Origin of the sequence: Xanthomonas sp. GPE 39 (genome assembly GCF_000963005.1) — a bacterium.
In the GTDB taxonomy this organism is placed as follows: Bacteria; Pseudomonadota; Gammaproteobacteria; order Xanthomonadales; family Xanthomonadaceae; genus Xanthomonas_A.
In genome coordinates this window covers 2,836,621-2,862,917 of sequence record NZ_JZHZ01000007.1, presented here as the reverse complement: position 1 = coordinate 2,862,917, position 26,297 = coordinate 2,836,621, and the positions used below count along the sequence as shown (strand labels likewise).

The 26,297-nt window shown below is 60.1% G+C and carries 21 protein-coding genes, 1 other RNA gene and 2 pseudogenes; 18 read left to right on the top strand and 6 right to left on the bottom strand.

Going from position 1 to position 26,297, the window contains the following annotated elements:
* Positions 1–15 precede the first annotated feature (15 nt).
* The gene (locus XALGPE39_RS11970; RefSeq protein ID WP_045728383.1) at positions 16–2,127 is read left to right on the top strand and encodes a prolyl oligopeptidase family serine peptidase; all 2,112 of its coding nucleotides are present in this window, start codon (positions 16–18) and stop codon (positions 2,125–2,127) included.
* Between the two features lie 142 nt (positions 2,128–2,269).
* On the opposite strand, the gene XALGPE39_RS11965 is transcribed toward XALGPE39_RS11970, so the two are convergent.
* Positions 2,270–3,481, bottom strand: coding sequence for a pyridoxal phosphate-dependent aminotransferase (locus XALGPE39_RS11965; protein ID WP_045728382.1), 1,212 nt, complete (start codon positions 3,479–3,481; stop codon positions 2,270–2,272).
* Between the two features lie 194 nt (positions 3,482–3,675).
* On the opposite strand from XALGPE39_RS11965, the gene XALGPE39_RS11960 reads away from it, so the two are divergent.
* From XALGPE39_RS11960 to hslU, 8 genes and pseudogenes are all read left to right on the top strand, one after another.
* Positions 3,676–5,757 (top strand): S9 family peptidase, encoded by a 2,082-nt coding sequence (locus tag XALGPE39_RS11960; RefSeq protein WP_200893880.1) that lies wholly within the window; start codon positions 3,676–3,678, stop codon positions 5,755–5,757.
* 213 nt (positions 5,758–5,970) lie between these two features.
* Positions 5,971–6,222 carry a lipoprotein gene (locus tag XALGPE39_RS11955; RefSeq protein ID WP_045728380.1) on the top strand — a complete coding sequence of 84 codons (252 nt, stop codon included), beginning with the start codon at positions 5,971–5,973 and terminating at the stop codon, positions 6,220–6,222.
* Positions 6,209–7,069 (top strand): diaminopimelate epimerase, encoded by an 861-nt coding sequence (gene dapF, locus XALGPE39_RS11950; RefSeq protein WP_045728379.1) that lies wholly within the window; start codon positions 6,209–6,211, stop codon positions 7,067–7,069. Before XALGPE39_RS11955 ends, dapF begins: the two co-directional genes overlap by 14 nt.
* Positions 7,066–7,731, top strand: coding sequence for a DUF484 family protein (locus XALGPE39_RS11945; protein ID WP_045728378.1), 666 nt, complete (start codon positions 7,066–7,068; stop codon positions 7,729–7,731). The genes dapF and XALGPE39_RS11945 overlap by 4 nt, the downstream gene beginning before the upstream one ends.
* 104 nt (positions 7,732–7,835) lie before the next feature.
* A pseudogene (gene xerC, locus XALGPE39_RS11940) lies at positions 7,836–8,702 on the top strand (tyrosine recombinase XerC); the annotation flags it as partial.
* Between the two features lie 130 nt (positions 8,703–8,832).
* Positions 8,833–8,909, top strand: a non-coding RNA gene (locus tag XALGPE39_RS15285) — sX9 sRNA.
* Positions 8,910–9,191: 282 nt separating this feature from the next.
* On the top strand, positions 9,192–9,743 hold the full coding sequence (gene hslV, locus XALGPE39_RS11935; protein ID WP_045728376.1) for an ATP-dependent protease subunit HslV: 552 nt from the start codon (positions 9,192–9,194) through the stop codon (positions 9,741–9,743).
* Positions 9,744–9,948: 205 nt separating this feature from the next.
* Entirely contained in the window at positions 9,949–11,292 is a 1,344-nt protein-coding gene (hslU, locus tag XALGPE39_RS11930) for an ATP-dependent protease ATPase subunit HslU (protein WP_152624969.1), read from the top strand.
* Positions 11,293–11,590: 298 nt separating this feature from the next.
* Here the strand turns inward: hslU and XALGPE39_RS11925 are convergent, their stop codons facing one another.
* Positions 11,591–12,955 (bottom strand): DUF2252 family protein, encoded by a 1,365-nt coding sequence (locus XALGPE39_RS11925; protein ID WP_045728374.1) that lies wholly within the window; start codon positions 12,953–12,955, stop codon positions 11,591–11,593.
* Positions 12,956–13,320: 365 nt separating this feature from the next.
* Between XALGPE39_RS11925 and ubiE the strand changes: the two genes are divergently transcribed.
* The 8 genes from ubiE (at position 13,321) to XALGPE39_RS11885 (ending at position 20,924) form a co-directional block, all read left to right on the top strand.
* The gene (ubiE, locus tag XALGPE39_RS11920; RefSeq protein ID WP_045728373.1) at positions 13,321–14,082 is read left to right on the top strand and encodes a bifunctional demethylmenaquinone methyltransferase/2-methoxy-6-polyprenyl-1,4-benzoquinol methylase UbiE; all 762 of its coding nucleotides are present in this window, start codon (positions 13,321–13,323) and stop codon (positions 14,080–14,082) included.
* A gap of 554 nt (positions 14,083–14,636) precedes the next feature.
* Entirely contained in the window at positions 14,637–15,224 is a 588-nt protein-coding gene (locus XALGPE39_RS11915; RefSeq protein WP_152624899.1) for a hypothetical protein, read from the top strand.
* Positions 15,221–15,940, top strand: a complete 720-nt coding sequence (locus XALGPE39_RS11910) for an isopentenyl transferase family protein (protein WP_045728371.1) — start codon at positions 15,221–15,223, stop codon at positions 15,938–15,940. Before XALGPE39_RS11915 ends, XALGPE39_RS11910 begins: the two co-directional genes overlap by 4 nt.
* An 85-nt stretch (positions 15,941–16,025) precedes the next feature.
* Positions 16,026–17,954, top strand: coding sequence for a M1 family metallopeptidase (locus tag XALGPE39_RS11905; protein WP_045728370.1), 1,929 nt, complete (start codon positions 16,026–16,028; stop codon positions 17,952–17,954).
* Positions 17,955–18,184: 230 nt separating this feature from the next.
* A complete protein-coding gene (locus tag XALGPE39_RS11900; RefSeq protein WP_082061899.1) occupies positions 18,185–18,535 on the top strand; it encodes a cupin domain-containing protein in 351 nt (116 codons plus the stop codon).
* Positions 18,536–18,544: 9 nt separating this feature from the next.
* The gene (locus XALGPE39_RS11895; protein WP_235429803.1) at positions 18,545–19,558 is read left to right on the top strand and encodes an alpha/beta fold hydrolase; all 1,014 of its coding nucleotides are present in this window, start codon (positions 18,545–18,547) and stop codon (positions 19,556–19,558) included.
* Positions 19,555–20,274 (top strand): hypothetical protein, encoded by a 720-nt coding sequence (locus tag XALGPE39_RS11890; protein ID WP_045728369.1) that lies wholly within the window; start codon positions 19,555–19,557, stop codon positions 20,272–20,274. Before XALGPE39_RS11895 ends, XALGPE39_RS11890 begins: the two co-directional genes overlap by 4 nt.
* Before the next feature lie 5 nt (positions 20,275–20,279).
* Positions 20,280–20,924, top strand: a complete 645-nt coding sequence (locus XALGPE39_RS11885; RefSeq protein WP_045728368.1) for an HAD family hydrolase — start codon at positions 20,280–20,282, stop codon at positions 20,922–20,924.
* Positions 20,925–21,388: 464 nt separating this feature from the next.
* On the opposite strand, the gene XALGPE39_RS11880 is transcribed toward XALGPE39_RS11885, so the two are convergent.
* From XALGPE39_RS11880 to XALGPE39_RS15770, 4 genes are all read right to left on the bottom strand, one after another.
* On the bottom strand, positions 21,389–23,503 hold the full coding sequence (locus XALGPE39_RS11880; RefSeq protein WP_045728367.1) for a peptidase domain-containing ABC transporter: 2,115 nt from the start codon (positions 23,501–23,503) through the stop codon (positions 21,389–21,391).
* A 3-nt stretch (positions 23,504–23,506) separates the two neighbouring features.
* A complete protein-coding gene (locus XALGPE39_RS11875) occupies positions 23,507–24,358 on the bottom strand; it encodes a rhomboid family intramembrane serine protease (protein ID WP_235429802.1) in 852 nt (283 codons plus the stop codon).
* A 712-nt stretch (positions 24,359–25,070) separates the two neighbouring features.
* Positions 25,071–25,538 carry a hypothetical protein gene (locus XALGPE39_RS11870; protein ID WP_152624898.1) on the bottom strand — a complete coding sequence of 156 codons (468 nt, stop codon included), beginning with the start codon at positions 25,536–25,538 and terminating at the stop codon, positions 25,071–25,073.
* A gap of 51 nt (positions 25,539–25,589) precedes the next feature.
* Positions 25,590–25,826, bottom strand: a complete 237-nt coding sequence (locus XALGPE39_RS15770) for a hypothetical protein (protein WP_152624897.1) — start codon at positions 25,824–25,826, stop codon at positions 25,590–25,592.
* 59 nt (positions 25,827–25,885) lie between these two features.
* On the opposite strand from XALGPE39_RS15770, the pseudogene XALGPE39_RS11865 reads away from it, so the two are divergent.
* Positions 25,886–26,297, top strand: a pseudogene (locus XALGPE39_RS11865) (transposase); the annotation flags it as partial.

The following is a 26,297-nucleotide window of genomic DNA, read 5'->3' as shown; positions in this document are numbered from 1 at the left end:
AGGATCCCATCGCCCATGTCGCCTCTCGCGCAGGCTTGCTTGCTCGTCGCTTTGCTTACGGCCGGCTCCGTTGCCGCCAAGGAACCCGCAATGCCCCAAGATCCCTATGTCTGGCTTGAAGATGTCACCGGTGCCAAGGCCCTGGACTGGGTCAAGACGCAGAACGCCAAGACCGAGGCGCGGCTGGCTGACACGCCGGCGTTCAAGGCGACAGAAGCCAGTATCCGCCAGGTGATGGATTCCGATGCCAAGATCCCGTGGGTGGAGAAGATGGGCCCTTACTACTACAACCTGTGGCAGGACCGTGAGCACGAGCGTGGCCTGTGGCGTCGTACTACCTTGGAGGAGTACCGCAAGCCCGAGCCGAAGTGGGAGACGGTGCTGGACCTGGACGCGTTGAACAAAGCCGAAGGCGAGAACTGGGTGTGGCATGGTGTCGATTGTTTGCGCCCGCAGTACCGCCGCTGCCTGATCGCGCTGTCGCGCGGTGGCGCCGATGCGGCCGTCACCCGTGAGTTCGACCTGGGCACCAAACAGTGGGTCAAGGACGGCTTCTTCCGACCCGAGGCCAAGGGCGGCATGAGCTGGATCGATGTCGACACGGTCTACGTCTACACCGACTTCGGTCCCGGGTCGATGAGCTCGTCCGGCTATCCGCGCCTCCTCAAACAATGGAAGCGCGGCACTCCGATGCGCAGCGCGACGCTGGTGTACGAGGGCAAGCCGCAGGACATGTCAGTCAGTGCGAAGCACGACGACACGCCCGGTTACGAGCGTGATGTCGTTTCCCGCGCGTTGGCTTTTTACAATGACGAGTTGTATCTGCGTGATCCCCATGCCGACGGTGGGTTGCGCAGGATCGATGTGCCCAATTCGGCGGCCAAAAATGTGTACCGGCAATGGTTGACCGTGCAATTGCGCGATCCGTGGACCGTGGATGGCACCACGTATCCCGCCGGCGCCTTGCTGGTGACCAAATTCGACGACTTCATGGCGGGTAAGCGTGCGTTCCAGGTGTTGTTCGCGCCGACCAAGACGACGTCGCTGGAGTCCTTCGCCTGGACCAAGTCGCGGCTGGTGCTGAATGTTCTCGACGACGTCAAGAGCCGGTTGTGGGTGCTGACCCCGGGCGAGGGCGAGTGGGCGCGGGCGCCGTTTCCGGTGAGCAATATGGCGTTCGGCAGCATTTTTGCCGAAACGGTCGATGCTGACGAAAACGATCAGGTCTGGCTGACTGTCACCGACTTCCTCACCCCGACCACGCTGATGCTGGCCGATGTGCAGCGCGGTCCGCAGAGCATCGAGAAGCTCAAAGCAACGCCGAGCTTCTTCGATGCGTCCAAGGACGAAGTCGAGCAGTATTTCGCGGTGTCCAAGGATGGTACCAAGGTGCCGTATTTCCTGATCCGGCCGAAGCAGTTCAAGCGCGATGGCAGTCATCCGACCCTGTTGTATGGCTATGGTGGCTTCGAGATCTCGATGACGCCGGGCTACTCGGGCAGCTTGGGCCGCGCCTGGCTCGATCAGGGCGGCGTGTATGCCTTGGCCAACATCCGTGGGGGGGGCGAATATGGCCCGGGCTGGCATCAGGCCGCCTTGAAGCAGAACCGGCATAAGGCTTATGAAGATATGGCGGCGGTCGCGCAGGATCTGATCGCGCGCAAGATCACCTCGGCCAAGCACTTGGGGGTGGAAGGCGGCAGCAACGGCGGGCTGATGGCTGGCAACATGCTGGTGCAGTACCCGCAGTTGTTCGGCGCGGTGGTTGTGCAGGTGCCGTTGCTGGACATGAAGCGCTATAGCCACCTGCTGGCTGGCGCTTCGTGGATGGCCGAGTACGGCAATCCGGACACCGACGATTGGAAATTCATTCGGACCTTCTCGCCTTATCACCTGTTCGATCCCAAGAAGGCCTATCCTCCAGTGATTTTCCTTACCTCCACCCGCGACGACCGGGTGCATCCGGGGCACGCGCGCAAGATGGCGGCGAAGATGCTCGATGCCGGCAAGGACGTGACCTTCTACGAGAACATCGAAGGCGGCCACGGCGGCGCGGCCAATAACGCGCAGCAAGCGCACATGCAGGCGCTGGCTTACAGTTTCCTATGGGAGCATCTTGCCAAGTGAGAGCGTCGTGGTCCGCTGCCTAGCAGGTGGCGGACCTGTGTGTTTCTCTCTCAGTGGTGAGAATCATGCGGACGCAGCCGCACGAACGCAGCATGCCGGAGTGCTGCGTTCGTGTCGCAGGCACCGACGGCGTACCGGTGGCTTAGCGCTGCCATTGCGCCAGTCCGCGCGTCATTCGCGCAACTGCCTCCTGCAGTCGCGGCAGGCTTTGCGTGTAGGCGATGCGCACGTGCTGGTGGGCGCGGTGGTGGCCAAAATCCACCCCGGGGGTGAACGCCACATGCTCGGTTTCCAGTAAGTGCGTACAGAGCGCTTGTGCGTCGTCGGTGAACGCGCCGACGTCGGCATACAGATAGAACGCGCCCTGCGGCTCGACGTCGATGCGGAAGCCGAGTGTGCGTAACGCCGGTAACAGGTAATCGCGGCGCCGTGCGAATTCGGCGCGACGTGCTTCCAGGATCTGCAACGTCTCGGGATGGAAGCATGCCAGCGCCGCCTGTTGTGCAATGCTGGATGCGCTGATGTACAAGTGCTGCGCCAGTTTCTCCAGTGACGGTACCGCTGCGCGCGGTGCCACCAGCCAGCCAAGACGCCAGCCGGTCATGCCGAAATACTTGGAGAAACTGTTGAGGATGTAGGCGTCGTCGTCGACCTCCAGCACGCTGGGCGCGTCGATGCCGTAACTCAGGCCGTGGTAGATCTCGTCCACGACAAAGTGGCCGCCACGTGCGCGCAGTGCCTGTGCCAGCGCGGCCAACTCGGCGCGCGACAATAGCGTGCCAGTCGGGTTGGCCGGTGAGGCCGTCAGCGCGCCGATGCAGGCAGGGGTCCAGTGCTGTTCCAGTAATGCCGGCGTTAGCTGGTAGCCGCTGTCCGGTCCGGTCGGGACCAACTGCGCGTTGCCTTCCACTAGACGCAAAAAGTTCCGGTTGCAGGGGTAGCTCGGGTCGGCCATCAGCCAGTGTCTGCCAGGATCGACCAGCAGCGCGCTGGTCAGCAGGAGCGCACCGGAGCCGCCGGGGGTGATCAGGATCCGCGCCGGGTCCAGGTCGATGTTGTGGCGTTGTTGGTAGAAATTCGCCAGAGCCTGGCGTAAAGCTGGCAATCCCCGTGCGGCGGTGTAACGGGTGTGGCCGGCGGCGAGCGCAGCCTGACCGGCGGCGACGATTGGCGCGGCGGTGGTGAAGTCCGGCTCGCCGATTTCCAGATGAATCACATCGTGGCCGGCGTGTTCCAGTTCGTTGGCCCGCGCCAGCAGTGCCATCACGTGGAACGGTGCGATCTCGCGGCTGCGCTGGCTGTACTGCGGTCCAGTCGGTGGCGATGCAGGGGTGTCGCCGGGCAGGGGAGTCATGCTCGCGATGGTAGCTGATGGCCAGGGTGTCTGAAGCGATTGTCGTGGGCTTGCCAGGATGCGGCGTTATGGAGAGACTCGGCTGCTATCGCACCATGCCGCCTGCTCCGGTCGGGCGAACTGCCATTGCGTTTCCGTCGTCTGAGCCCAATTACATGTCCCATCGTCCTTTGCTAGCGTGCTTCCTCATCTTCATGACGACTTCTCTCGCCTCTGCCTCCGATGTCACCCCTCCCCATCCGGCCAAGCACCCGCATGCGGTCAAGGCGCCGTTCGGCGCGGTGCGTCAGGATCCCTATTACTGGCTGCGCGACGACACCCGCGAAAACCCGAAGATGCTGGCCTATCTCAATGCCGAGAACGCCTACGCCGATCATGTGCTCAAGCCGCTCAAGCCGCTGGAGGACACGCTATACACTGAGATCGTCGGTCGCATTAAGCAGGACGACAGTACCGTCCCGTATCGCGAGCGCGGCTACTGGTATTACGGCCGCTACGAGAGCGGTAAGGACTATATGATTTATGCGCGGCGCAAGGGCGGCATGGATGCGCCCGAGCAAATTCTGCTCGACGTCAATGCGATGGCCGCGGGCAAGGGATATTTCAACGTGGGCGATACTCAGGTGAGCCATGACAACCGTCTGCTGGCCTGGACCGAAGACGAGGTCGGCCGTCGCCAGTACGTCGTGCGCTTCAAGAACCTGGACACGGGTGAGGTGTATGCCGACCGCATTCCGAGTGTATCGCCGGATGTGGTCTGGGCCGACGACAACAAGACCCTGTTCTACATCGAGAACGATCCGGAAACCTTGCTCAGTGTGCGGGTCAAGAAGCATGTGCTGGGCACGCCGACGACCCAAGATGCACTTGTCTACGAGGAAAAGGACGATAGTTTCTACCTGAGTTTGGGACGTACCCGCGATGACAAGTACATCGTCATCACTATGGAAAGCACTGTGTCGTCCGAGCAGCGCTATGCGTCCGCTGCCGATCCGCAACACTTCGTGGTGCTGGCGCCGCGCGAGCGCGATGTCCAATACCACGCCGATCATTTCCATGGACGCTGGGTGATCCGCACCAACTGGAAGGCCAAGAACTACGCGCTGATGAGTGCGCCCGACGGTGCGACTGCGCGCACGCAGTGGCAGCCCTGGCTGCCTTACGACGAAAACGTGTTCATCGAAGAATTTGTGTTGTTCGATGGCTTTACTGCCATTGCCGAGCGCTCCGACGGCCTGGAGCGGATTCGCCTGCATTTCGCCGACGGCAAGGAGGAATACGTCAAGGCCGACGAGCCGGCGTATTCGATGGGGTTGTCGGTCAACTCCGAACCCGACACGCCGCTGCTGCGTTACAGCTACACCTCGTTGACCACGCCTGTCACGGTCTATGAACTCAATACCCGCACCGGCGAACGCAAACTGCTCAAGCAGCAGCCAGTGATCGGTTACGACGCCAGCAAATATCAGACCGAACGCCTGTGGGTCACCGCGCGCGACGGGGTCAAGGTGCCGGTGTCGTTGGTCTACAAGAAGGGCTTCAAGAAGGACGGTCGCGCGGCGCTGTACCAGTACGCCTACGGCAGCTACGGCATATCCACCGACCCCGGCTTCAATCTGCCTGCGGTCAGCTTGCTCGACCGTGGTGTGGTCTATGCCATTGCTCACATCCGTGGTGGCCAGGAAATGGGACGCGCCTGGTACGATCAAGGCAAGTTGTTGCACAAGAAAAACACCTTCAACGATTTCATCGACGTGACTCGCGCGCTGGTAAAGCAAGGCTATGCGGCGCCGGACCGTGTCGCTGCCGGCGGCGGCAGTGCCGGCGGTCTGTTGATGGGCGCGGTGGCGAATATGGCACCGCAGGAGTACCGCGTGCTGGTGGCGCAGGTGCCGTTCGTCGATGTGGTCACCACCATGCTCGATCCGAGTATCCCGCTGACCACCAACGAATACGACGAGTGGGGCAATCCCGAGCACAAGACCTATTACGACTACATGCTCAGCTACTCGCCCTACGACAACGTCAAGCGCCAGGCGTATCCGGCGATGTATGTCGGCACCGGCTTGTGGGATTCGCAAGTGCAGTACTGGGAGCCAGCCAAGTGGGTGGCCAAGCTGCGCCAGGACGATACCAGCACGCGGCCGATCCTATTCCGGGTCAATATGGAGGCCGGCCACGGCGGCAAGTCCGGACGGTTCCGCCGCTATCGTGAATTGGCCGAATCCTACGCGTTCGTGCTCGATCAGTTGGGCGTGGAGCACGTTGCGAAGTGAGGCGTGCGCGGTGCTGTGAGCCGATAGGGCTTGGAGGCGCGGATGTCGTCACATCTGGATGGCGGCGCTGACGAGGGTGCTGTGCGTGCGGTGACTGCTGTGGCATCGGCAGTCGTCGCACGATGGGCTGTGGCGTGATCGCGCTTGCGCGCGCGAAGGCGACGCGGCAAGGCGACGCAGCCAGATTCATGCCGGTGTGGCTATACTCGGCAGATGAGCACATTGTTTTCTCATTCGATCCGTATTGTCCTGGCCGCTGCCGTGCTACTCGCGCTGGCCGGATGCGGCAACAAGGGGCCGCTGGTGATGCCGCAGAAGCCGGTGCCGGTGGAGGTCACGCCAGCCGCCGCGCCCGAGGCCACGCCGCCAGCAAGCGCCGACCCCGCCGCTCCGTCCACCCCGGCCGACGGTCACTCCTCGCAACCGACCAACCTCAGCGGCCCCTCCGTCGATGGAAAAGGCTGAGGCCAGTCGCGGTGGGCGCCTGCGCTTCACCAAGATGCAGGGTGCGGGCAATGATTTCGTGGTGCTCGATTTGCGCGATGGCAGTTCCCCGCCGGATGCTGCGTTGGCGGTGCGTCTGGCCGATCGCCACTTCGGTATCGGCTGCGATCAGATCCTGACCATCGAGCCCGCGCGCAACGCGGCGGCGCTGGCCAGTTATCGTATCTGGAACACCGATGGCAGCGCCGCTGGGCAGTGCGGCAATGGTGCGCGTTGCGTGGCCGCATGGTTGGTGCGCGACGGCAGCGCCGGCGCTGATGGCTTCGTCATCGAGAGTCCCGCTGGAATCCACCACATTGAACGCTGCGACGATGGCCAGTTCGCCGTGGCGATGGGCGTGCCACGCTTTGCACCGGAAGACGTGCCGCTGATCGGTTTTGCGCATGCGCAGGACGAATATCTGCTGCCGATCCAAGACGAGAGCGTGCGTTTCGGCGCGGTGTCGATGGGGAATCCGCATGCGGTAGTGGAAGTGAGTTTGGTCGATGCCGCGCCAGTCGAACGGCTGGGGCCGCGATTGCAGCAGCATGCCTCGTTTCCGGATTCGGTCAATGTTGGTTTCGTGCAAGTGATCGATCGCGCTCGGCTGCGCCTGCGTGTGTACGAGCGCGGTGTCGGTGAAACGCTGGCCTGCGGCAGCGGCGCTTGCGCGGCGGCGGCGGTGTTGATGCAGCGTGGTCGTGTGGATCGCGATGTGCGTGTGGCCTTGCCCGGCGGCGAGTTGCGTGTGCAATGGCCGCACGCTACCGCGCCGCTGGTGATGTCGGGGCCTGCCGCGTTCGTTTTCGATGGAGAGTGGATTCAATGAGCGAGAGTCTGGACAAGATCGGTGCACACGAAGTCGCGGCATGGTTGCGCCGTCATCCGAGCTTTCTGAAGCAATTTCCGGATCTGGCGCTGACCCTGGTGGTGCCGCGCGATGATGGCCCGACCGCGTCGTTGGCGAGTTACCAGTTGGAAGTGCTGCGCGACAAAAATCGCGAGTTGTCGCGACGCTTGACCGAACTGGCCGCCAACGCGCAGGTCAACGAACGTCTGGCGGTGCGTACCCATCAGTTGACCCTGGCGCTGATGCGACAAGCCAGCGCCGCCGACAGCGTGCGCGCGATGGCGGCGTCGTTGCAGGAAGATTTTCACGGCGATCTGGTCAGCATCGTGTTGCTGCAACCGTTACCCGGCCTGGAGCAGGCGCCGTGGTTGCAGATCGTGGCGCAGGACGATCCGCGTCTGGCGCCGTTCCACGATTGCCTGAAGGATGGCGAGCCGATCTGCGGACGCCTGCAACCGGAAAAACAGGCGTTGCTGTACGCCGAGCGGATCGATAGCGTGCAATCCACCGCATTGCTGCCGCTGCCTGGTCTGGGCTTGATCGCGGTCGGTAGCCGCGATCTCAATCGCTTCTATCCCGGCATGGGGACATTGTTCTTGCGCATGATGGGTGAGGCGCTGGTGGTGGCGCTGCAACGATGAAGGTGGAGGCGACAAAGGCCAAACGCAGAACGCGCGCGAGTCGCCCTGGCGCGGTAGCCGATGCGGCTGTTGCTCATGCCGACTCTTCCGCGACATGTCGCGTCGTCGAGTTTCTTGCCTATCTCCAGGTCGAGCGCCGGATGTCCGCGCATACGGTGGATGCCTATCGCCGCGATCTGGCAGCGCTGACCACGTGGGCGGCCGATCACATGTTGGGCGATCCGACGTTGCTCGCTGCCGAACAACTGCGTCAGTTCATCGCCGCCGAGCATCGCCGCGGCTTGTCGCCGAAGAGCTTGCAGCGGCGTCTGTCGGCCTGTCGCAGTTTCTATGTCTGGCTGCTCAAGCATGGTCATCTCCAGGCCAGTCCGGCCGCAGCGTTGCGTGCACCGAAGGCCCCGCGCAAGTTGCCGCAGGTACTCGATGCGGACGAGGCAGTGCGCCTGGTCGAAGTTCCCACCGACGTGCCACTGGGCATGCGCGATCGGGCCTTGCTGGAATTGTTCTACTCCTGCGGCTTGCGCCTGAGCGAACTGTGCGCGTTGCGTTGGCGCGATCTGGATGCCGCCAGTGGTCTGGTCAGCGTGCATGGCAAGGGCGGTAAACAACGCTTGGTGCCGATTGGCTCGCATGCGCGCAAGGCGCTGTCGCAGTGGCGCGCAGAGCGCGGCGCCGATGCCGCCGCACCGGTATTTCCTGGTCGTGGCGGGGCACCGATCGGCGCGCGCGCGGTGCAGATCCGGATCAAACAGTTGGCCGCTCGCCAGGGGCTGTTCAAGCACGTGCATCCGCACATGCTGCGACACAGCTTTGCCAGCCATATTCTCGAATCTTCCGGTGACTTGCGTGGAGTGCAGGAACTGCTCGGCCATGCCGATATTGCCACCACGCAGATCTACACCCATCTGGATTTCCAGCACCTGGCCAAGGTCTACGATGCCGCGCATCCGCGCGCCAAACGCAAATCCTGAGCGCTGCATGTCTGGCGGCGCTACCGCTGGTGTGGCGCAAGCATGCGATCAAGCATGCTGCGGTAGTTAAGAGCGGCTAACAAAACCACTGCGTTGCCGTTGGACGGGAGCGGTAGTGCTCGGAATTCTCATGTCCCCACGTGGACACCGCGGTTCCTGCGTGCTGTCCGCGCCCAGCCGACAGCGACTCGCAAGGTGTTGTTAGCCGCTCTCAGCAGCAGTGAGGCAGCGATGCCATTGTGCGAGTGGGGATGTTGTCGATTCCTTTCGTCGTGTGGGTGCGCGGCGGTGGCCTCGCTATCGCGAGTGAGTGCGAGTCAGGGGCACGATGCGTTGTACGCGCAGGTGTGGCTCAGGGCTGGGCATGATTGTCGGCGTGGGTATTGTCGTGTCGGTGGATTGCCGTGGTGCGGGGACGCGGACGGCAGCGGCAGCGCTTGAACCCGGTGTCGCCCGCCCCCACAACTCATTCACCGCTTCGGAGGCCGTATGGATCCCAGTCAGAACCCCAACGTGTTCCACGCCACTACGATTTTGTCGGTGCGCCGCGATGGCCGTGTCGCCGTCGCCGGCGACGGCCAAGTGACGTTGGGCCATACTGTGATGAAAGGTAATGCCCGCAAGGTGCGCCGGCTCGGTCGCGACGGCCAGGTGCTGGCTGGTTTCGCCGGTGCCGCCGCCGATGCCTTCACCTTGTTCGAACTGTTCGAGGCCAAGCTGGAAAAGCACGGCCAACTGACCCGCGCGGCAGTGGAGTTGGCGAAGGACTGGCGCACCGAGCGCCGCCTGGGCAAGCTCGAAGCATTGCTGGCGGTGGCCGACCGGGAAACCTCGCTAATCATCGGCGGCACCGGCGATGTGATCGAGCCGGAGGACGGCATCATTGCCATTGGCTCAGGCGGTTCCTATGCCTTGTCGGCCGCGCGCGCGCTGCTCGGTCATACCAGCCTTGACGCCAGAACCATCGCGGTGGAAGCGTTGAACATTGCCGGGGACATCTGCATCTATACCAACCGCAACGTGGTGGTCGAAGAGCTGTGATCGGCATGCGCCATTGGTTTGCCTCGATGCCATCGGATTCGTGCTGTGGCGTGTGCGGCATTCTTGCGCAGCTTCTTTTCACATCGGTCGGCTACACGCCGTGCGCAGGGCGTGGTGAGCCAGGTGCAGCGTCGCGTGTGCCGATCTCCCAATGTCATTCGTGAGTACATCCATGTCGCACAAGATCGAATCCGCCGCCGCCGCCATGACTCCGCGCGAGATCGTGCAGGAGTTGGATCGCCACATCGTCGGTCAGCACGACGCCAAGCGCGCGGTGGCAATCGCCCTGCGTAACCGTTGGCGACGCATGCAGTTACCCGATGCGCTACGCAACGAAGTGATGCCGAAGAACATCTTGATGATTGGTCCGACCGGCGTCGGCAAGACCGAGATTGCGCGACGTCTGGCGACGTTGGCCAATGCGCCGTTCGTCAAGGTCGAGGCCACCCGCTTCACCGAAGTCGGCTACGTCGGCAAGGACGTGGAGCAGATCGTGCGCGATCTGGCCGATACCGCCGTCAAACTGTATCGCGAACAGGCCAAGGCCCGCGTGCGGACCCAGGCGGAGGAATGTGCCGAGGAGCGTATCTTGGATGCACTGCTGCCGCGGCGCAGCGCCGGCATCGGTTTTGATCCGGACCTCGCGCGGCAAGAACCATCGGCACAGGACGGCGACACGCGCAGCAAGTTCCGGCGCATGTTGCGTGCCGGCGAGCTGGATGAGCGTGAGATCGAACTGGACGTGCCGGTCAACGTCAGCATGGACATCATGACCCCGCCAGGCATGGAGGAGATGGGGCAGCAGTTGCGGCACATGTTTTCCAACCTCGGCGGCGGCAAGTCGCAGTCGCGCCGGCTCACCATCAAAGCGGCGCGGCCGCTGTTGATCGAGGAAGAAGCCGGCAAGCTGGTCAACGAGGACGATGTGCGTGACGCGGCGATCGATGCCTGCGAGCAGCATGGCATCGTGTTCATCGACGAAATCGACAAGGTCGCCAAGCGCGGCGAAGCCGGCGTGTCCGGCGGTGACGTCTCGCGTGAGGGAGTGCAGCGCGATCTGTTGCCGCTGGTGGAAGGTTCCAACGTCAGCACCAAGTACGGCACGGTCAAGACCGACCACATCCTGTTCATCGCTTCGGGCGCGTTCCATCTGGCCAAACCCAGCGATTTGATCCCGGAGTTGCAGGGGCGCTTTCCGATCCGGGTGGAGTTGTCGGCGCTGTCAAAGGACGATTTCATTCGCATCCTCACCGAGCCAAAGGCCGCGCTGATCAAGCAATACGAAGCATTGTTGCTGACCGAGGGCGTGAGCCTGCGCTTCACCGACGATGCAATCGCCCGTCTCGCCGAAATCGCGTTCCTGGTCAATGAGCGTCAGGAGAACATCGGCGCGCGGCGCTTGCATACCGTGCTTGAGCGCCTGCTCGACAGGCTGAGCTACGAAGCACCCGACCGCGAGGGCGAGAGTGTCACCGTGGACGCCGGCTATGTCGATGCACACCTGGGCGAACTGGTACAAGATCCGGATCTGAGTCGCTACATCTTGTAATCGTGTCGCGGCGCAAGCCGCTGCAAGCGTTCGCAAGAACGCCTGTTGCACGACGGCGTGCGCTGCTGCCCGCTGTCTCGCAGTGCGGGCAGGTCCGATGGTGTGCATCTTGCCGCTCCCTGGCATTTGCGGCGCGACACCGCTGTGTGCGCGGTATTAGCGTGGCTAACAACACCTCGCCAGTCACTGCCGGGTGGGTGCGGACAGTGCTCAGCAATCGCAGTGTGCAGGGTGCATGAGGATTCCGCGCACTGCCCGCGTCCGTCTGGCGGCGAGGCAGTCGTCTTGTTAGCGATTCCTAGTACAGCGGTGTCCCTGCCTTGTACGCGGCCACGAAGGATTGCCAATCCAATTGCACCTGCGCGGCATAATCGAATGCGAACCGGCGCAGCTCCCACTTCAGCCCGCTTGTGCTGGTGACGGCTTTGTCGATTTGCTTGTCGATGTTGTAAGGCACCATCTTGGGGTTGTTGTCCCGGTCGGCCAACGCATGTGCCGAGGCCAGTGCTTGCCCTGCATAAATCGCTGCGGTGGCGAACGTGTCGGTGCTGTTGAGCATGCTCGGATCGAAGTCTTCCTGGAACGGCGATTTTTCGTGCACGTAGAACGACGTGCCGTTGAGCCAGGTGTAGCCGATCAGCACGTCGGCGGCGATGGTCTGCGCTTTGGCGGTGCGCGCTACACGCGCGCCTTCGTTGTTGTCATAGGTGAAAGCGGGCATCTGCCATGGCGCGGCGATTGCCACCGCACTGCTGGCTTCCTGCTTCCATTCCAGGATGACATCATCGTCGGTGGAGGTTGTGGGGCCTTCGATCAGCACATACAGACGCAGCCGACCGAGGCTGCCGACGCCAGAGCCCAGCTTCTGACGCACGTCTTTGATCGTGTAGTAGCTGGATGGATAACGTTCGGAGGTGGAGATCGAGTCGATGTAGCCAGGCATTGCCGCTGCGACTGCCGTGGTAGTGGCATTGTCCACGGCGACCAGATCTTTCAGCGTCTGGAACGTGCGCTTGCCATCGCTGACCTCGGTGTACTTGGACAGTAACTTGTCGCGACTCTTGCCATCGGCCTTGTCGATGATCTTGGCAACGGCGCCGCTGGTGTTGTCCTTGGTCAACTGGAAGCTCTTTTCCGCATCGCTGCCACTGAACTGGCGGATCTTGTCCATGTAGGCGCCGACCATGGTGTCAATCGCATTGCCGATGTCGCTGTCGGACAGGCCGTTGTCGCGTCCGGCCAGCACCATGCTCGCCGCCAGCCGGCGCAGGTCCCAGATGTACTGGCCGAGATGGCCTTCGTCGAAGTCGGAGACTTTGAAGGCGGCCACGCCGTTGCTGTTACGTGCCGCATCGAAGTTGTTGATGTGCGCGTCGCCGTTGAGCCAGGTGTAGCTGGTCTGCGGAGATGTCCACGGCGAACACGGCAAGCGCTTCATGTCGTGATAGAAGATGGTGTCGGTGCCGCGATAGAAGGCGTAGGCGCTTGCGGCCATCTTTGCCATCTTGGTATCCAGTTCGCCGTGTTGCGCGGCATAGGGATGGTTGTCGTTGTAGATCTGCTGCACCACCCATGCGTCGCGTTTGCTGGCTTCCAGCGCATCGCAACTGCTTGTGGCGAGGGTCATGCCGATCAATAACCAAAGTGGTCTGCGGGCGGACATCTTGGATCTCCAAGCCTGGACAAGGAAATTCATTCGATCATGCAGGGATTGCTTGCGGATGAATCTGCTGTGTCTGGGGTGGTGTCTGCCGCGCTCTGGCGTTGCAAAGTGAAAGATGCGTTGGGATGGATGTGCCGCGGTACGGCGCGTAGCGATTGTCCCGGCATGAGAGCCATTGCTTGCAGGAGGGGTGGTCCATGACGCGCATCAGGCTGTGGTTTGCGTCACATCAGGTCCAGAGTGCTCAGGGGGCGTGTCGGCAACTGCGTGGGGGGATCCGTGTCACATCGGCCGGATTGCCAAGGTGCCGATCTTGCCAACGCCACGACCACCATAGAACGGCTGGCAGTGCGATAATCCCGGGCATGAGCGAATCTCCTTACACCACTGGTACGACCCATTTCGGTTTCCGCGACGTTGCCGCCAAGGACAAGCAAAAGCTGGTCGGCGAGGTGTTCACCTCGGTCGCGGGCAATTACGATCTGATGAACGATCTGATGAGTCTGGGCATTCATCGGGTGTGGAAGCGTTATTTCGTGGCCACAGCCCAGGTCAAACCGGGCGACCGCGTCCTCGATCTGGCGGGCGGCACTGGCGATATCGCCGCGCTGCTCAAGGAGCGCGTCGGCAGCGACGGCGCGGTGGTGCTTGGCGACATCAACGCCGGCATGTTGTCGGTGGGGCGCGACCGGCTGACCAATCGTGGCTTGGTGGCTGGCCTGGAGTATGTGCAATGCAATGCCGAGGCGCTGCCGTTCCCGGACCAGTGCTTCGATCTGGTCACCATCGCCTTCGGTCTGCGCAACGTGACCGACAAGGACGCGGCATTGCGCGAGATGTACCGTGTCCTCAAGGTTGGCGGACAAGTGCGGGTGTTGGAGTTCTCAGAGGTCACCGTCGATTGGTTCAAGCCGCTTTACGACTTCCACTCGTTCAAGGTGCTGCCGCGGCTGGGTAAATTGTTCGCCAAGGATGCCGAGAGCTACCAGTACCTGGCTGAAAGTATCCGCAAGCATCCGCCGCAGGAGCCGTTGAAAGCGATGATGGAAGAGGCCGGCTTTGCCCGCAGTCACTACAAGAATATGACGGGTGGAATCGTGGCGATCCATTCCGGCTATAAGATCTGAGCCTATCATTTTGCTGGTGGCGAATGCGTCGCGTCGCTGTGGCGTCTGCCTGCGCAGTTGTGCATCCAGAAGGCGTTCAAGGTAGTGGCCAGACCGCCCAACATTGGCCTGACTGATTGAGTCTTGGCGGATGCGTTGGTTTACGGCATGCCGTGCCTCGCATCGCCATGTGAAGCTTAATATTACTGAATTTGCATCGGATCGATCAGTGGTATAATGATCGAATAATTCACGCGTCATCAATAAATACATTAAGAGTCGTTAACAAAACGACTGTGCCGTAGATGGACGTTGCGCGGGCAACGCGCAATCTTATGTCCCTCTTTACACAACCTTTCTGCGCGCTGTGCGCACCTACCCGACAGCGACGGGCGAGGTTTTGTTAACCACTCTAAGCAATATAGAGGCTGCTGTAAGATGGTGAGTCGATTTCATGATTTTGAAACGCATTTCTTTGAAGAATAGTTCCCTCGGCATGGTGTGCAAGCTGTTGTAGTCGATGCGTTTCGCAATACGTTTCTTCTGTCTAGATTTATCGGGATGGTTGGTGGCGAATGGCGATTTCTCCTGAATGCGGTAGCCGCGATACCTTTGAATGGCTGGCACTGATGGATGTCCTTGGTTTCGAGGACTTCGAATTCACCGCTCTTTGCGGCCAGTTAACACCGTTAATGTTGGGTCTGCCGCAGACTGGCCTGCTGAAATTCAGCCTTGCGAGCGGCAATCGGTTTTTTTTGATAGGCGATGGCGATGCACAATCCGATCCGTGCTTCCGCTCCTCCGATATCGCTTGCTTCTATTCGTCCATGCCGTTGGTGGCGGGGGACGTATTAATCGCACGAGCAGAGCACTTCAATGCACTAGTCCGGCAAGGCGTGCGAACGTGTCTTCTATATCGATGCGAAGGGCAAGCGTTGGGTCGAGAGCTTGAGGAATGCACCGACGCTGCTGTCCGGATCGAATGGGAAACACCTTATATGCACGCCGAGGAGCAGCGCAGTGGTCTGATCCTGTCCTCGGGCTGGAGGGAGGGAATCCGTGAGCATGCGGTCAACTTGATTGCCAACTACATGCATACCTGTGCCCGGTCGGGCGATGCGCTTACGCACAGGCCATGCCTGGAAGAGACCGGCGAGCGATGAGCGGGACGTTGCATTTGATCTGGGGGCCGACTTGCAGCGGCAAGACTGCGCTCGCCGTGGCGTTGGCTGAGCAGACCGGATGGCCGGTCATCGCGCTGGATCGCATTCAGTGCTATCCCGAACTGGCGACCGGCAGCGGGCGTCCGTTGTCGTCAGAGCTGCGCGGCACTCGCAGGATCTATCTCGCCTCGCGCGCGGTGCGCGAGGGCATCATCGCAGCGGATGAGGCGCACGCCTTACTCAAGGATATGGTTGACCGGCACAGCGCTGCTGGCGGCGTGATCCTGGAGGGAGGGTCGATTTCGCTGATCAATCGCATGATCATCGATCCGCACTGGGCGAGCGGTTGGCAGTGGCATTCGCGCAGATTGCGCATGGGCGATCCTGCCGCGTTCCTCGGCAGGGCGCTGCGCCGCGTCGAGCAGATGCTGCGCACGCGGCAGGAGGAGGGCTCCTCGTTGCTGGAAGAACTGGTGGCGCTATGGCCCGATCCTGCGCTGCGCCCGATCCTTGAGGATGTCGACGGATATCGGTATGCGATCCGTTTCGCGCGACGCCGGAATTTGCCGGTCGCCGAGCTGCTGTCCATGGGAGATGAGATGAAACAGCAACTGATTCGTGGCATTGCCGAGGAATACCTTGAACATGCGCAATGGCAGGAGCGCGATTTCCTGGCGTTGCCGACAAGCTGGCACGCACAGGAGTTATCGACCTAACGGGGTGGCATGCGCCCAATTGGGTGCCGCACGGCATGCGGGCGGGCTGCGTTAGAATCCGGTTTTGCCCGATGCGGTGGCCTGTATGCGATCTCCCTTGCTGTTGACCTTGACTGTCGCGATCGGCGTGGCGGGCTGTTCCAACGACCAGACTCCTGCCGCCGCCGCTCCCGCAACCCCTGCCGCCGCGCCGCGCGTGGATCGCAGCCACGACGAGACCTCGTATGCCGAGCCCTCCAAGGTCGTCATCAAGGATCTGGCGCTGGATCTCAAGCTGGATTTCGACCACAAGCAGATCGGCGGCACCGCGACCTACACCTTGGACTGGAAGGATCGCAACGCCAAACAACTGGTCCTGGATACCCGCGAGCTGACCATCGAGAAGGTGCAGGCCGACGATGGCAAGGGCGATCTGGCGCCGCTGCAGTACGCGCTGGCGCCGGCCAACCCGATCTACGGCAGCAAGCTGACGATCGATGCGCCGAACCGGCCACAGAAGATCACCATCGCCTACCACACCTCCGCCACTGCCTCCGGCTTGCAGTGGCTGGAGCCGGCGATGACCGAGGGCAAAAAGCTGCCCTTTATGTTCAGCCAGTCGCAAGCCATCCACGCACGCTCGTGGGTGCCGTTGCAGGACACGCCGAGCGTGCGCTTCACCTACAGCGCGCATGTGGTCTCGCGTCCGGACGTGATGGTGTTGATGAGCGCCGACAACGATCCGAACGCGGTGCGCGACGGCGACTACACGTTCAAGATGCCGCAGCCGATCCCGTCTTATTTACTCGCCATCGCCGCTGGTGACTTGGTGTTCAAGCCGATCTCCGCACGTTCTGGCGTGTGGGCCGAACCGGCGATGGCCGACAAGGCGGCCAAGGAATTTGAAGACACCGAAAAAATGATCGTCACCGCCGAGACGCTGTACGGCCCGTATCGCTGGGGCCGCTACGACATGCTGGTGTTGCCGCCGTCGTTCCCGTTCGGTGGCATGGAGAATCCGCGTCTGACTTTCGCCACGCCGACCGTGATTGTCGGCGACAAGTCGCTGGTGTCGCTGATCGCGCACGAACTGGCACATAGCTGGTCCGGCAACCTGGTGACCAATGCCAGTTGGAAAGATATCTGGCTCAACGAAGGATTCACCACCTATGTACAGGCACGCATCACCGAAGCGCTGTACGGTGCCGAAGCGGCCGAGATGGAGCGCCAGATCGACCAAACCGATTTACTGGCCGATCTGCAGGGCATCCGTCCGGCCGACCAACTGCTGGCGCTGCCAGCGCTGACCGAGCGCGATCCAGACGATGCTCTGAGTCAGATTGCCTATGTCAAAGGTGCTTGGTTCCTGCAATTTCTGGAGCAACGTTTCGGTCGCGACACGTTCGATGCGTTCCTGCGCGGTTGGTTCGATGACCACGCTTTCCAGAGTGCCAACACCGACCAATTCGTCGATTATCTGAAAACCCATTTGCTGGCCAAGAAGCCGGGCGTGGTGAGTGAGAAGGAGTTGCATGCGTGGCTGGACGAGCCGGGTATTCCCGCTTTCGCACAGAAGGCGCGCTCGCGCAATTTCACGATGGTCGACACCGCACGCATCGCCTGGAATGGTAGTGGCACGTTGCCGGGCAAGCAGATCACCGATGCCTGGAGCACGCAGGAATGGGTGCGTTTCCTCAGTGGCCTGCCGCCTGTACTCAGTCTGGAACAGATCAAGCAGCTCGACGCGGCCTACCATTTCACCGGTACGCCGAACGGCGAGATCGCGATGCGCTGGTACCCGCTGGCCATCCGCAGCGGCGACCTCGATGCGCGCCCGGCGGCTGGGCAATTCATCGCCCGCATCGGTCGCCGTCGGCTGATCCTGCCGATCTACGCGGAGCTGGTGAAGACCCCGGACGGCCTGGCGTTCGCCGAGCAGGTCTTCGCCCAGGCCAAGCCTGGATACCATCCGATCACCGCGGTGTCGGTGCAGGACATGCTGGACAAGGCCAAGGCCGGCGCAGTCGCGCATTGAACTGATAGCGCCCACAGACGGTGTCGGTGGGCGTGCGCGGCGCCGGGGTGATCCCGGCGCTGGGCATTCGCGCTATCCTCGGCAAATCCCGATGGCCTCATCGTCCATGCGTGCTTGACCTTCGTCCGCCTGCCGACCCGACGCTCCGGCATTTGCCGTCGTCTTGGTCCTCCGCTCCCAGGTTCAGCCTGGCTGGACCGGCTGCCATCTGCCGAGCAGAATGCCCTGACATGACCGATCTCTCTACCACGTTCGGGAAGCTGCTGACGCCGCTGCCGGATGCCACTGGCGGTGAAGTCTTCACCGAACTGCTCAAGCGCTCCGGCTGTCGCATCGAACGCATCGTCTCGCATGGGCAAACCACTCCCAAGGACGCGCCCTATCTGCAAGCGCACGATGAATGGGTGATGGTACTGAGTGGCCGCGCGCGGGTGCTCGTGCACGACCAGGAAATCTCGCTTGCGCCAGGCGACTATGTGTTGATCCCCGCCGATACGCCGCACTGGGTGACCTTCACCGACCTCGACCGCGCCACCGTTTGGCTGGCGATCCATCTTGGCGAAGCCGACGCGGCGGCCTGAGCGCATGGCATGCTGTTGCTTCCTGGTTCTTTCATGGCGTCGATGATGATGTGGCCGTGGGTGCTGTTCACCGTGCTGGCCGTTGTGTTGCTGCTGTTGCCAGGTGTTGCGTTGCTGTTGTGGCACAAGCCATTCCTGCTGCTGCGCTTGGAAGGCCGGCGTCAGTGTTGCGGCACTGGCTTGCAACGGTGTCAGGCGCAGGTTGCCGGGCACCGCTGGACGTATCTGCAACGCGCCGCGTCCGATCCCACCGCACCGACGCTGCTGCTGCTGCACGGATTCACGGGTAGCAAGGAAAACTGGCTAGCGCTGGCGCGCGTGCTGGGGACGCGTTATCACCTGATCATCCCCGATCTGCCCGGCTGGGCGGAGAGCCAGCGCATTGCCGGCGAAGATTATGGTTTCCTCGCGCAGGCCGAACGCGTCGCTGCATTCGCCGCGCATTGCGTGCGCCGTGCCGGCAGCCAGTGCGTGCTGATTGGGCATTCGATGGGCGGCGGCATCGCCGCCTTGGCCGCCGCGCGTCATCCCGCACGATTTGACCGCGTCGGTTTGCTCAATGCGGCCGGCGTGCGTTTTGCCGACAACGCGTTCGGCCAGACGGTGTTGGAAGGTCATAACCCGTTCGCAGTGCACGATGCCGCTTCGTTGCGCCGTTACATCCAGACCGCATTCGTGCTTGAGCGTAGCAAGCCGCGCATCCCGGCATGGGCGGTGCCGGTGGTGGTTGCCTGGCGCCGCCAAGAGGCCGATTTCGAGCAGCAGGTACTGGCGCGGATCGGTCGCGGCGAAGAGGCGTTTCTGCCGTTCGAGGAGGCCGCGTCGATCCGTCAGCCGGTCTTGCTGCTGTACTGCGTGCAGGATGCGGTGATCGATGTCAGTGCGTTGGCGTTGTACGCGCAGCGCCTGCCGCAGGCGATCCAAGTGATGCTCGAGGGCAGCGGCCACATGTCCATTGTCGAAAAACCCAACGACGTCGCGCAGGCGATCGCGACCCTGATCCAACGAGGAACCCCACGATGAAACGTTTCCTGCTCGGCGCGCTGTGTGCCGTTGTTCTGGCCGGTTGCGGCGACCACGAAGCCGAACGCAAGGCGCAAGCCGCCGCGCAAGCACAGGCCAAGGCGCAGGCCGCCGAGGACCTGGCCAAGCAATACGCTGCCGCCGTCGCATCCGCCAACTGGGACTTGGCGCGGATTCACGGCGCCGCATTGCTGGAGCAATATCCCGGCTCTGCTGCCGCCGAACGCATTCGGCCCGGCTATGCCGAGGTCAAGGCCAAGGGCGAGGCCGCGCGCGAACTGCGGCGCATGCAGGCCGCCTGGCAGTATTCGCAGGTGCCAGTGGGCAAGGGTGTGCAGCGCGCGGCGATGCTGTACAGCCGCGACAAGGTGGACGTGGACGGCAGTGGACCCAAGCCGGTGCAACTGGTGTTCCGCGATCATCCCGAGTGGAAGCGCAGCGCGTACCTGGTGCTGCAGTCCGGCGATTTCCGTTGCGCCAGCGGCTGCAAGGTGGAATTGAAGGCCGATGCCGGTGCGCCGCGGACTGCTGCGGCGAGCCGCCCGAAGACCGACGAAGCCATCGCCATGTTCATCACCGACAACAAAGCGCTGTGGAAGCTGGCGCGCAAGACCACGGTCCTGCAGATCACGTTTCCCGTGAAGGCGGGTGGGACGCGCACGGCAGTGTTCGAGACCGGCGGGCTGGATGGCGCGCAGATGCCGGGGTGGGATTGAGTCGCATGGATTTCACCACGTCACAGGCACGGACGTTGCGCCAGGTGCGGCATTGGGTGTTCGACATGGATGGCACCTTGACCCGCGCCGTGCACGATTTCAGCGTGATTCGCGACGCCCTGCAGATTCCGCTGCATGCCGACATCCTGCAGCACCTGGCGGCGTTGCCGGAGGCGCAGCGCGCCTCCAAGCATGCTTGGTTGCTCGAACACGAACGCGCATTGGCGCATGAAGCGATCGCGGCCAATGGTGCCTCGTTACTACTGCGCACGTTGCATGCCGCCGATTGCCGGTTGGCCGTACTGACCCGCAATGCGCGCGAACTGGCGCAACTGACCCTGGAAGAGATCGAACTCGATGATCTGTTCGACACGGTGACCATCCTCGGCCGCGATGACGCTCCGCCCAAGCCGCATCCGGGTGGCCTGCTGCATCTGGCAGAACAGTGGGGCGTGGCGCCGCAGGCGATGGCGATGGTGGGCGATCACGAGTACGACCTGCAATGCGGTCGCAATGCAGGGGCCACCACGGTTTTGCTGCGTGCGGATAACCCATGGCCTGCGCTAGCTGACCTGCATTTCACTGATTGTGCTGCGCTGCTGGCGTGGTGGCAGGATGCGGCGTGTGCTCCATCGCATGGAGCGTATTGAAGCGACGACGCACTTGATCCTTGAGACTGCCAAGGTCTGAACAAGTCAGACCTCCGATATCAGCAAGCTTAAAATTCAATGTGTTGGTCAGCTAAAAAACGGGGAGGGTGGGCAAGTTCAGACCTTCCCTAACAGAAACTGGCAAGTCAGACATGCCTTGTGCTGCACAAAACGCTTGCTACTGGTGGGGATGCGTGGTTTTTCATGGCGGCCTAGTTCTTCCATTTAATTTTTTTGGAAAACTTCGAGCATAAAAACCATATTGTTACTGGCAATGCTGATATTGCGTAAAATTCACACCAGCCACTCGATTTCGTGGAAGTAATTAAAAAGGTTAAGCTGACCAAGCAAAGGATGTATTGAGTATTATTCAATTTATACATGTCAATTACATGTTTCAAGGAAATCCAAAACACTGCAGTGGATGCGCTCGGAAATCGAACATCCACTATTGCTACCTTTACTCAAGCACTGAAGGCCTGATCTTCAAAACGTGACATCTCAAGTGATTGCTGCGGCCTTAATTCTTGCATGATCCGTCCATGCTCCATCACCAGGACGCGGTCAGCACTGGCAATGGTTTCAGGGCGGTGCGCCACGATCACCTTGGTCAGTTGCAATTGCTTCACCGCCTCGTTCACCAAGCGCTCGCGGGTGACATCCAGATGGCTGGTGGCCTCGTCGAGGAACAGCAGCTTCGGCTGCCGATACAGTGCGCGCGCCAGGATCAACCGCTGCTTCTGACCGCCCGACAATGAGCTTCCCATGTCGCCTATCAGACTGTGATAGCCCATCGGCATCGCCACGATGTCCTCATGCACAGCGGCTAGGCGCGCCGCCGCCTCGATCCTGTCCTGATCCGAATCCGGTTGGAAGAAACGGATATTGTCGGCGATGCTGCCCGCGAACAATTGGTCGTCCTGCATCACCGCGCCGACCATGCTGCGGACTGTGCGTGGGCCGAGCTTGTGCAGGTCGTGCCCACCAATGCGGATCGTCCCCGTGCTGGGCGTGAGTAACCCCAGTAACAGCTTCACCAACGTTGTCTTGCCGCAACCAGACCCGCCAATGATGGCCACCGATTCTCCCGGCGTAATCGTGAAACAGCAGTCCTTGACCACCCACGGCTCGCCGTCGGCGTAGCGAAACGACAATCCTTCCACCTCGATGCGTGGCTCGGCGGGTGGTAGTGCGTGGGGGTGTGCGTGATGCTCCTCCGGAGGAGTCAAAACGATATCGGCCAGCCGCTCGCCATGCAGACGCAGCATACGGAACTCGATCCATTTATCGATCAATCCACTCACGCGCGTGGCGAACTGGTCCTTGTAGGCCAGGTAGGCAACCAACATGCCGACCGAAAATACGTTGTCCAGCGCTAACCTGGCGCCGATCCAGATCACCGCGATGCGCTCCAGACCGAATACCAACTGGCTGGCCGTGTTGAAGCCCAGCGACATCCGTGCCAGTTTCACGTCCTGATTGACCGTGTCGTTGAGCAAGTTCTCGTAAGTGGAACGACGCACCGATTCTTCACCGGCCACTTTCAAGCTTTGCATGCCACGCAGCGATTCCAGCAGATGTGTCTGTTGCTTGGCCGCGGCCACCAATTGTTGTTCGGTGCGGTCGCGCATGGGCCGATAGGCAATGGCGCGGATGCCAAGATAGAGCGCGACCGCCAGCAGTGTCACCAATGCCAGCTTCCAGCTATAGATCAGCATCAGAACCAACGTGACCATCGCCATCACCCCATCGATTATTGCCTCGACGAAGCTGGTGGTGAGCGTGTGTTGAATGGTCTGCACCGAGGACATGCGCGAGGTGACATCGCCCAGGTGCCGTTTTTCGAAAAAATCCAACGGTAACTTGAGCAGGTGCGCGAACACGTTGCCCATCCACTGCAATCCGAGTCTGGAGGAGAGATACACCACCGACCAACCACGCAACAGGCCAATGCCGACTTGCAGCAGCAGCGCCAATCCGAAACCCAGCCCCAGCACCACGAGTAAATCGCGGTCCGCCGACACCAGCACTTGGTCCACCACCCATTGCGTGTAGAACGGCGCCAGGATGACGAAGACCTGCAACGCCATCGACAACAGCGCGATCTGCGACAGCGCACTCCACAGCCCACGGATGGGGCCGGTGAGTTGGCGCGCGGAAATGGAAGGGGCTGCCTTGTGCTGCTTGAACTCGGCAGTTGGCGTCAGTTCCAGCGCCACGCCGGTAAAGTGCTGGGACACCTCTTGGAGCGATAACCTACGCTCACCGATGGCCGGGTCGAGGATCGTCGCTTTGGTTTTTCCAACCTTAGCAAGTACCACGAAGTGGTTGAGATCCCAGTGCAGGACGCAAGGCAGGGCGAGTTGATCCAGTTGTTCCATCTCTAGCCGCAGCGGGCGGGTGGAGAAACCCAGCGTCTGGGCAATCTCGATCAATTGGTTGAGTCGGATGCCTTTGAGCGATAAATGGAAACGTCGGCGTAACTCGGGCAGGCCCAATTGCATGCCGTGCGCTGAAGCCACCATCGCCAATGAAGCCAGCCCGCATTCGCTTGCTTCTGCTTGCACAATCGCCTTCATCGCTCAGATCGCTCCAGTTCCTGAAGATGCCAATATTGGTTTTTTAAGCTCATGCTTCAATCCTATCTCCAATAAGCCAATCGTAAGCCCCAACAGCCAACCCGATGCATGCGCAAACCAACTCGTGCGAGGAGAAAGCAAGGAGGAAGCCAGCATCGTTGCCAATGCGAAATATGCAAACATCCACCAGAGAGCAGGCGGAAATATCTGGCGATTGCGTAGCGAGATGCCGACAATCCATCCATATAATGCAAATACTCCGCCGGAGATGCCAAGGAACGCATCCGAGCCGACCCAATGTGGGAGGAATGTCAACAAAAATGCGGGCAATAATACTCCGGATAAGAAAAGTATCCAGATAACCAGCGCCCGGCCAAGCGAGAAAGAAAGCCCGGCTGCAACCATGAGTAAAGAAAAGTTAGCGGCCCAGTGTGCAACACCGGAATGCAGGAAAGGCCCGCTGAGATAGCGCCATGGTTGGTGCGGCGCATCTTGGAAAACAAGTCCATACTGCTCGATCAGATTGAAAAGGCTACCGGCGCGTGTCTGTAGGTAGAGCTGAATTCCGCCGATCGCTATCATCATGACGGCGATTGAAAGTGGTTGCTTGCTCGTCTGTAAATAACACCATGCAGAGAATCGAGAGTATTCGCGCAGACTCGATAATTTTCGGAAAATAAGTAGATATTGAGAGATTAAAAATATTGCGAATAACGTGATTACTGTGCTTGCTTTGATGAAATAATTTCCATCGGTTTTGAAGCTTGCAATGGCGAAACCTATTGCCATGCATGACATCAGGGAAAATAATACAAGGAATTGGGAGAGCATTCTTTTTTGAATTTGAGGTGCCATGCGTGCAAAGCAAACAGGGGGTAGCATCGACTTTTCGCCCGGGATCGACACGATGATCGGGTCGAATGGATGCCATTGCCAGGTCGCGCGTCGTACTGCGGATTCACCCTCTAATCGACGTCCCCAAGGTGGTCGCCATGCTGACCATCTGTCTGGTGCAAGGGGAAAGCTCTCGTCTGAGTTCCAATGCATGATGCATATTCCCAATGCGTGGTACTGCGCTACTGTACAGGTAGTCAATTGATCTGATTAAGAAAAAACCGAACTATTCGATTTGGCCTGGCTCTGTAAGGCATCCAGGTGATATCCGACGAGGATCGTGTGCCGACGGGGTTGAGATGAAAAATAAAATCATACATTGCGTTCTATAATAATTAAATTTTAATTTTTACTACGAGTGCGGGCTTCCAGAAATTTTTATATATAAATAATGAAATTATAACGCCAGTAAAGATGACAGGGCAGCGAATGATGAGGTGTTCATGAAGGAGTGTGGAAATTGCCGTCGTCAGTAAGTATACGAATAGTGCAGCTAAGAGCGGAAGATTATTATTCATTTTTTGATTGCTGAAGTGGCGCATGGAATTTCCTGATAAATTGCCATTGCGATGTCAGCCAAGTCTAGCCATATGTGCGTACCTTGGATGGCAACATGCCTGAAATTTATGTTCTCAAAGTTTAATTTGCGAAATTGAAATTCATACATTAAAATTCAAGCTAATCCTGCGCAAAAATCATGGACTTTCTTGGAAATTAATTTTGGTGCGATAACTTTGCAGCCATCTTTTACGTCGATTAATTTCACTGAATTTTCTTTCCAGGATATAATCTTGGGGAGTTTGCTGAAGTATACAAATCCAGCCTGTTCCTCGCACCTTTTGTATCCAAGCTTATCCAATTTCCCTTGAACTTTATGGTGGAGTTCATTGGCGCTCATTCCTTCGACAATAAAGCTTTGGGGGATGACTTCGTAAACTGGGAAAAAAGATAGGAAAATGGATGGGGCCATTATGAATATCTTGTCCTCAATATCTCCAGGGAGGATTTCTATTAGGGCAAAAACAAGTATTTCAGCCAGAAAAAGGTAGAAAAAAAAGCTTACTACTTGACTGATCGACTGAAAGGGGATAACTCTTCTTTTAAGGCTTAATTCCCAGCGGAAGTCTTTAATTGGAGCCATTATTCCCTCCATTTTTAAGTGGCCCTCGCATTGGAGGGCCACTGCTACTGGTTAAGATGCCGGTGTAGTATAATACCAGATTACTCCGACGGCAGCTCCCACTGCTGCGCCACCAATCATTGCGATTGGACCGGCAACGCTTCCGACTTCAAGTCCTTCAAGAAAACCGCCAATTATAGCTGTTGCAGCACTTTGACCCAATGATGAACAGGCGGCGCCTGCTGCAGCATCGACGGGATTGAATCCGCCGCTCACGTCCATCATTTCCACAGCAGTCAATTCACGCATTGTAATATCCTTGTTAGAGCGTGTTATGAACTTGAGGCTTTCGCGGCTATCGTAAGCGGATGAAGCCAGCACGCTCCTATCCGACCGACGTATCCGATGAAGAATGGGCCTTCGCTGCACCCTACTTGACACTGATGGATCCGCAGGCACGGCAGAGCAAGTATGACCTGCGCTTGATGTTCAACGCATTGCGCTGGATGGCGCGAGCCGGGGCGCCCTGGCGCTTGATTCCCCACGAGTTTCCACCGTGGGAGGCGGTCTACCAGCAAACCCAACGGTGGTTACAGGCTGGCTGCTTTGAGGCCATGGTCAACGATTTGCGTTCGATCTTGCGGGTAGCGCAAGGCAAGCAGGGGCAAACCCAGCGCCGTGATCCTGGATGGTCGAACGCTACAGTCGACATGCGAAAGCGGACCACGTGCTGGCTACGACGGCTACAAGCGCAAGAAGGGCAGCAAGGTGCACATGGCG

Excerpts from the sequence above, each read along its gene's own strand:
- XALGPE39_RS11970 (WP_045728383.1), top strand. The coding sequence starts at position 16 with ATGTCGCCTCTCGCGCAGGCTTGCTTGCTCGTCGCTTTGCTTACGGCC.
- XALGPE39_RS11965 (WP_045728382.1), bottom strand. The coding sequence starts at position 3,481 with ATGACTCCCCTGCCCGGCGACACCCCTGCATCGCCACCGACTGGACCG.
- XALGPE39_RS11960 (WP_200893880.1), top strand. The coding sequence starts at position 3,676 with ATGACGACTTCTCTCGCCTCTGCCTCCGATGTCACCCCTCCCCATCCG.
- XALGPE39_RS11955 (WP_045728380.1), top strand. The coding sequence starts at position 5,971 with ATGAGCACATTGTTTTCTCATTCGATCCGTATTGTCCTGGCCGCTGCC.
- dapF (WP_045728379.1), top strand. The coding sequence starts at position 6,209 with ATGGAAAAGGCTGAGGCCAGTCGCGGTGGGCGCCTGCGCTTCACCAAG.
- XALGPE39_RS11945 (WP_045728378.1), top strand. The coding sequence starts at position 7,066 with ATGAGCGAGAGTCTGGACAAGATCGGTGCACACGAAGTCGCGGCATGG.
- hslV (WP_045728376.1), top strand. The coding sequence starts at position 9,192 with ATGGATCCCAGTCAGAACCCCAACGTGTTCCACGCCACTACGATTTTG.
- hslU (WP_152624969.1), top strand. The coding sequence starts at position 9,949 with ATGACTCCGCGCGAGATCGTGCAGGAGTTGGATCGCCACATCGTCGGT.
- XALGPE39_RS11925 (WP_045728374.1), bottom strand. The coding sequence starts at position 12,955 with ATGTCCGCCCGCAGACCACTTTGGTTATTGATCGGCATGACCCTCGCC.
- ubiE (WP_045728373.1), top strand. The coding sequence starts at position 13,321 with ATGAGCGAATCTCCTTACACCACTGGTACGACCCATTTCGGTTTCCGC.
- XALGPE39_RS11915 (WP_152624899.1), top strand. The coding sequence starts at position 14,637 with ATGGCGATTTCTCCTGAATGCGGTAGCCGCGATACCTTTGAATGGCTG.
- XALGPE39_RS11910 (WP_045728371.1), top strand. The coding sequence starts at position 15,221 with ATGAGCGGGACGTTGCATTTGATCTGGGGGCCGACTTGCAGCGGCAAG.
- XALGPE39_RS11905 (WP_045728370.1), top strand. The coding sequence starts at position 16,026 with ATGCGATCTCCCTTGCTGTTGACCTTGACTGTCGCGATCGGCGTGGCG.
- XALGPE39_RS11900 (WP_082061899.1), top strand. The coding sequence starts at position 18,185 with ATGACCGATCTCTCTACCACGTTCGGGAAGCTGCTGACGCCGCTGCCG.
- XALGPE39_RS11895 (WP_235429803.1), top strand. The coding sequence starts at position 18,545 with ATGCTGTTGCTTCCTGGTTCTTTCATGGCGTCGATGATGATGTGGCCG.
- XALGPE39_RS11890 (WP_045728369.1), top strand. The coding sequence starts at position 19,555 with ATGAAACGTTTCCTGCTCGGCGCGCTGTGTGCCGTTGTTCTGGCCGGT.
- XALGPE39_RS11885 (WP_045728368.1), top strand. The coding sequence starts at position 20,280 with ATGGATTTCACCACGTCACAGGCACGGACGTTGCGCCAGGTGCGGCAT.
- XALGPE39_RS11880 (WP_045728367.1), bottom strand. The coding sequence starts at position 23,503 with ATGAAGGCGATTGTGCAAGCAGAAGCAAGCGAATGCGGGCTGGCTTCA.
- XALGPE39_RS11875 (WP_235429802.1), bottom strand. The coding sequence starts at position 24,358 with ATGGCACCTCAAATTCAAAAAAGAATGCTCTCCCAATTCCTTGTATTA.
- XALGPE39_RS11870 (WP_152624898.1), bottom strand. The coding sequence starts at position 25,538 with ATGGCTCCAATTAAAGACTTCCGCTGGGAATTAAGCCTTAAAAGAAGA.
- XALGPE39_RS15770 (WP_152624897.1), bottom strand. The coding sequence starts at position 25,826 with ATGCGTGAATTGACTGCTGTGGAAATGATGGACGTGAGCGGCGGATTC.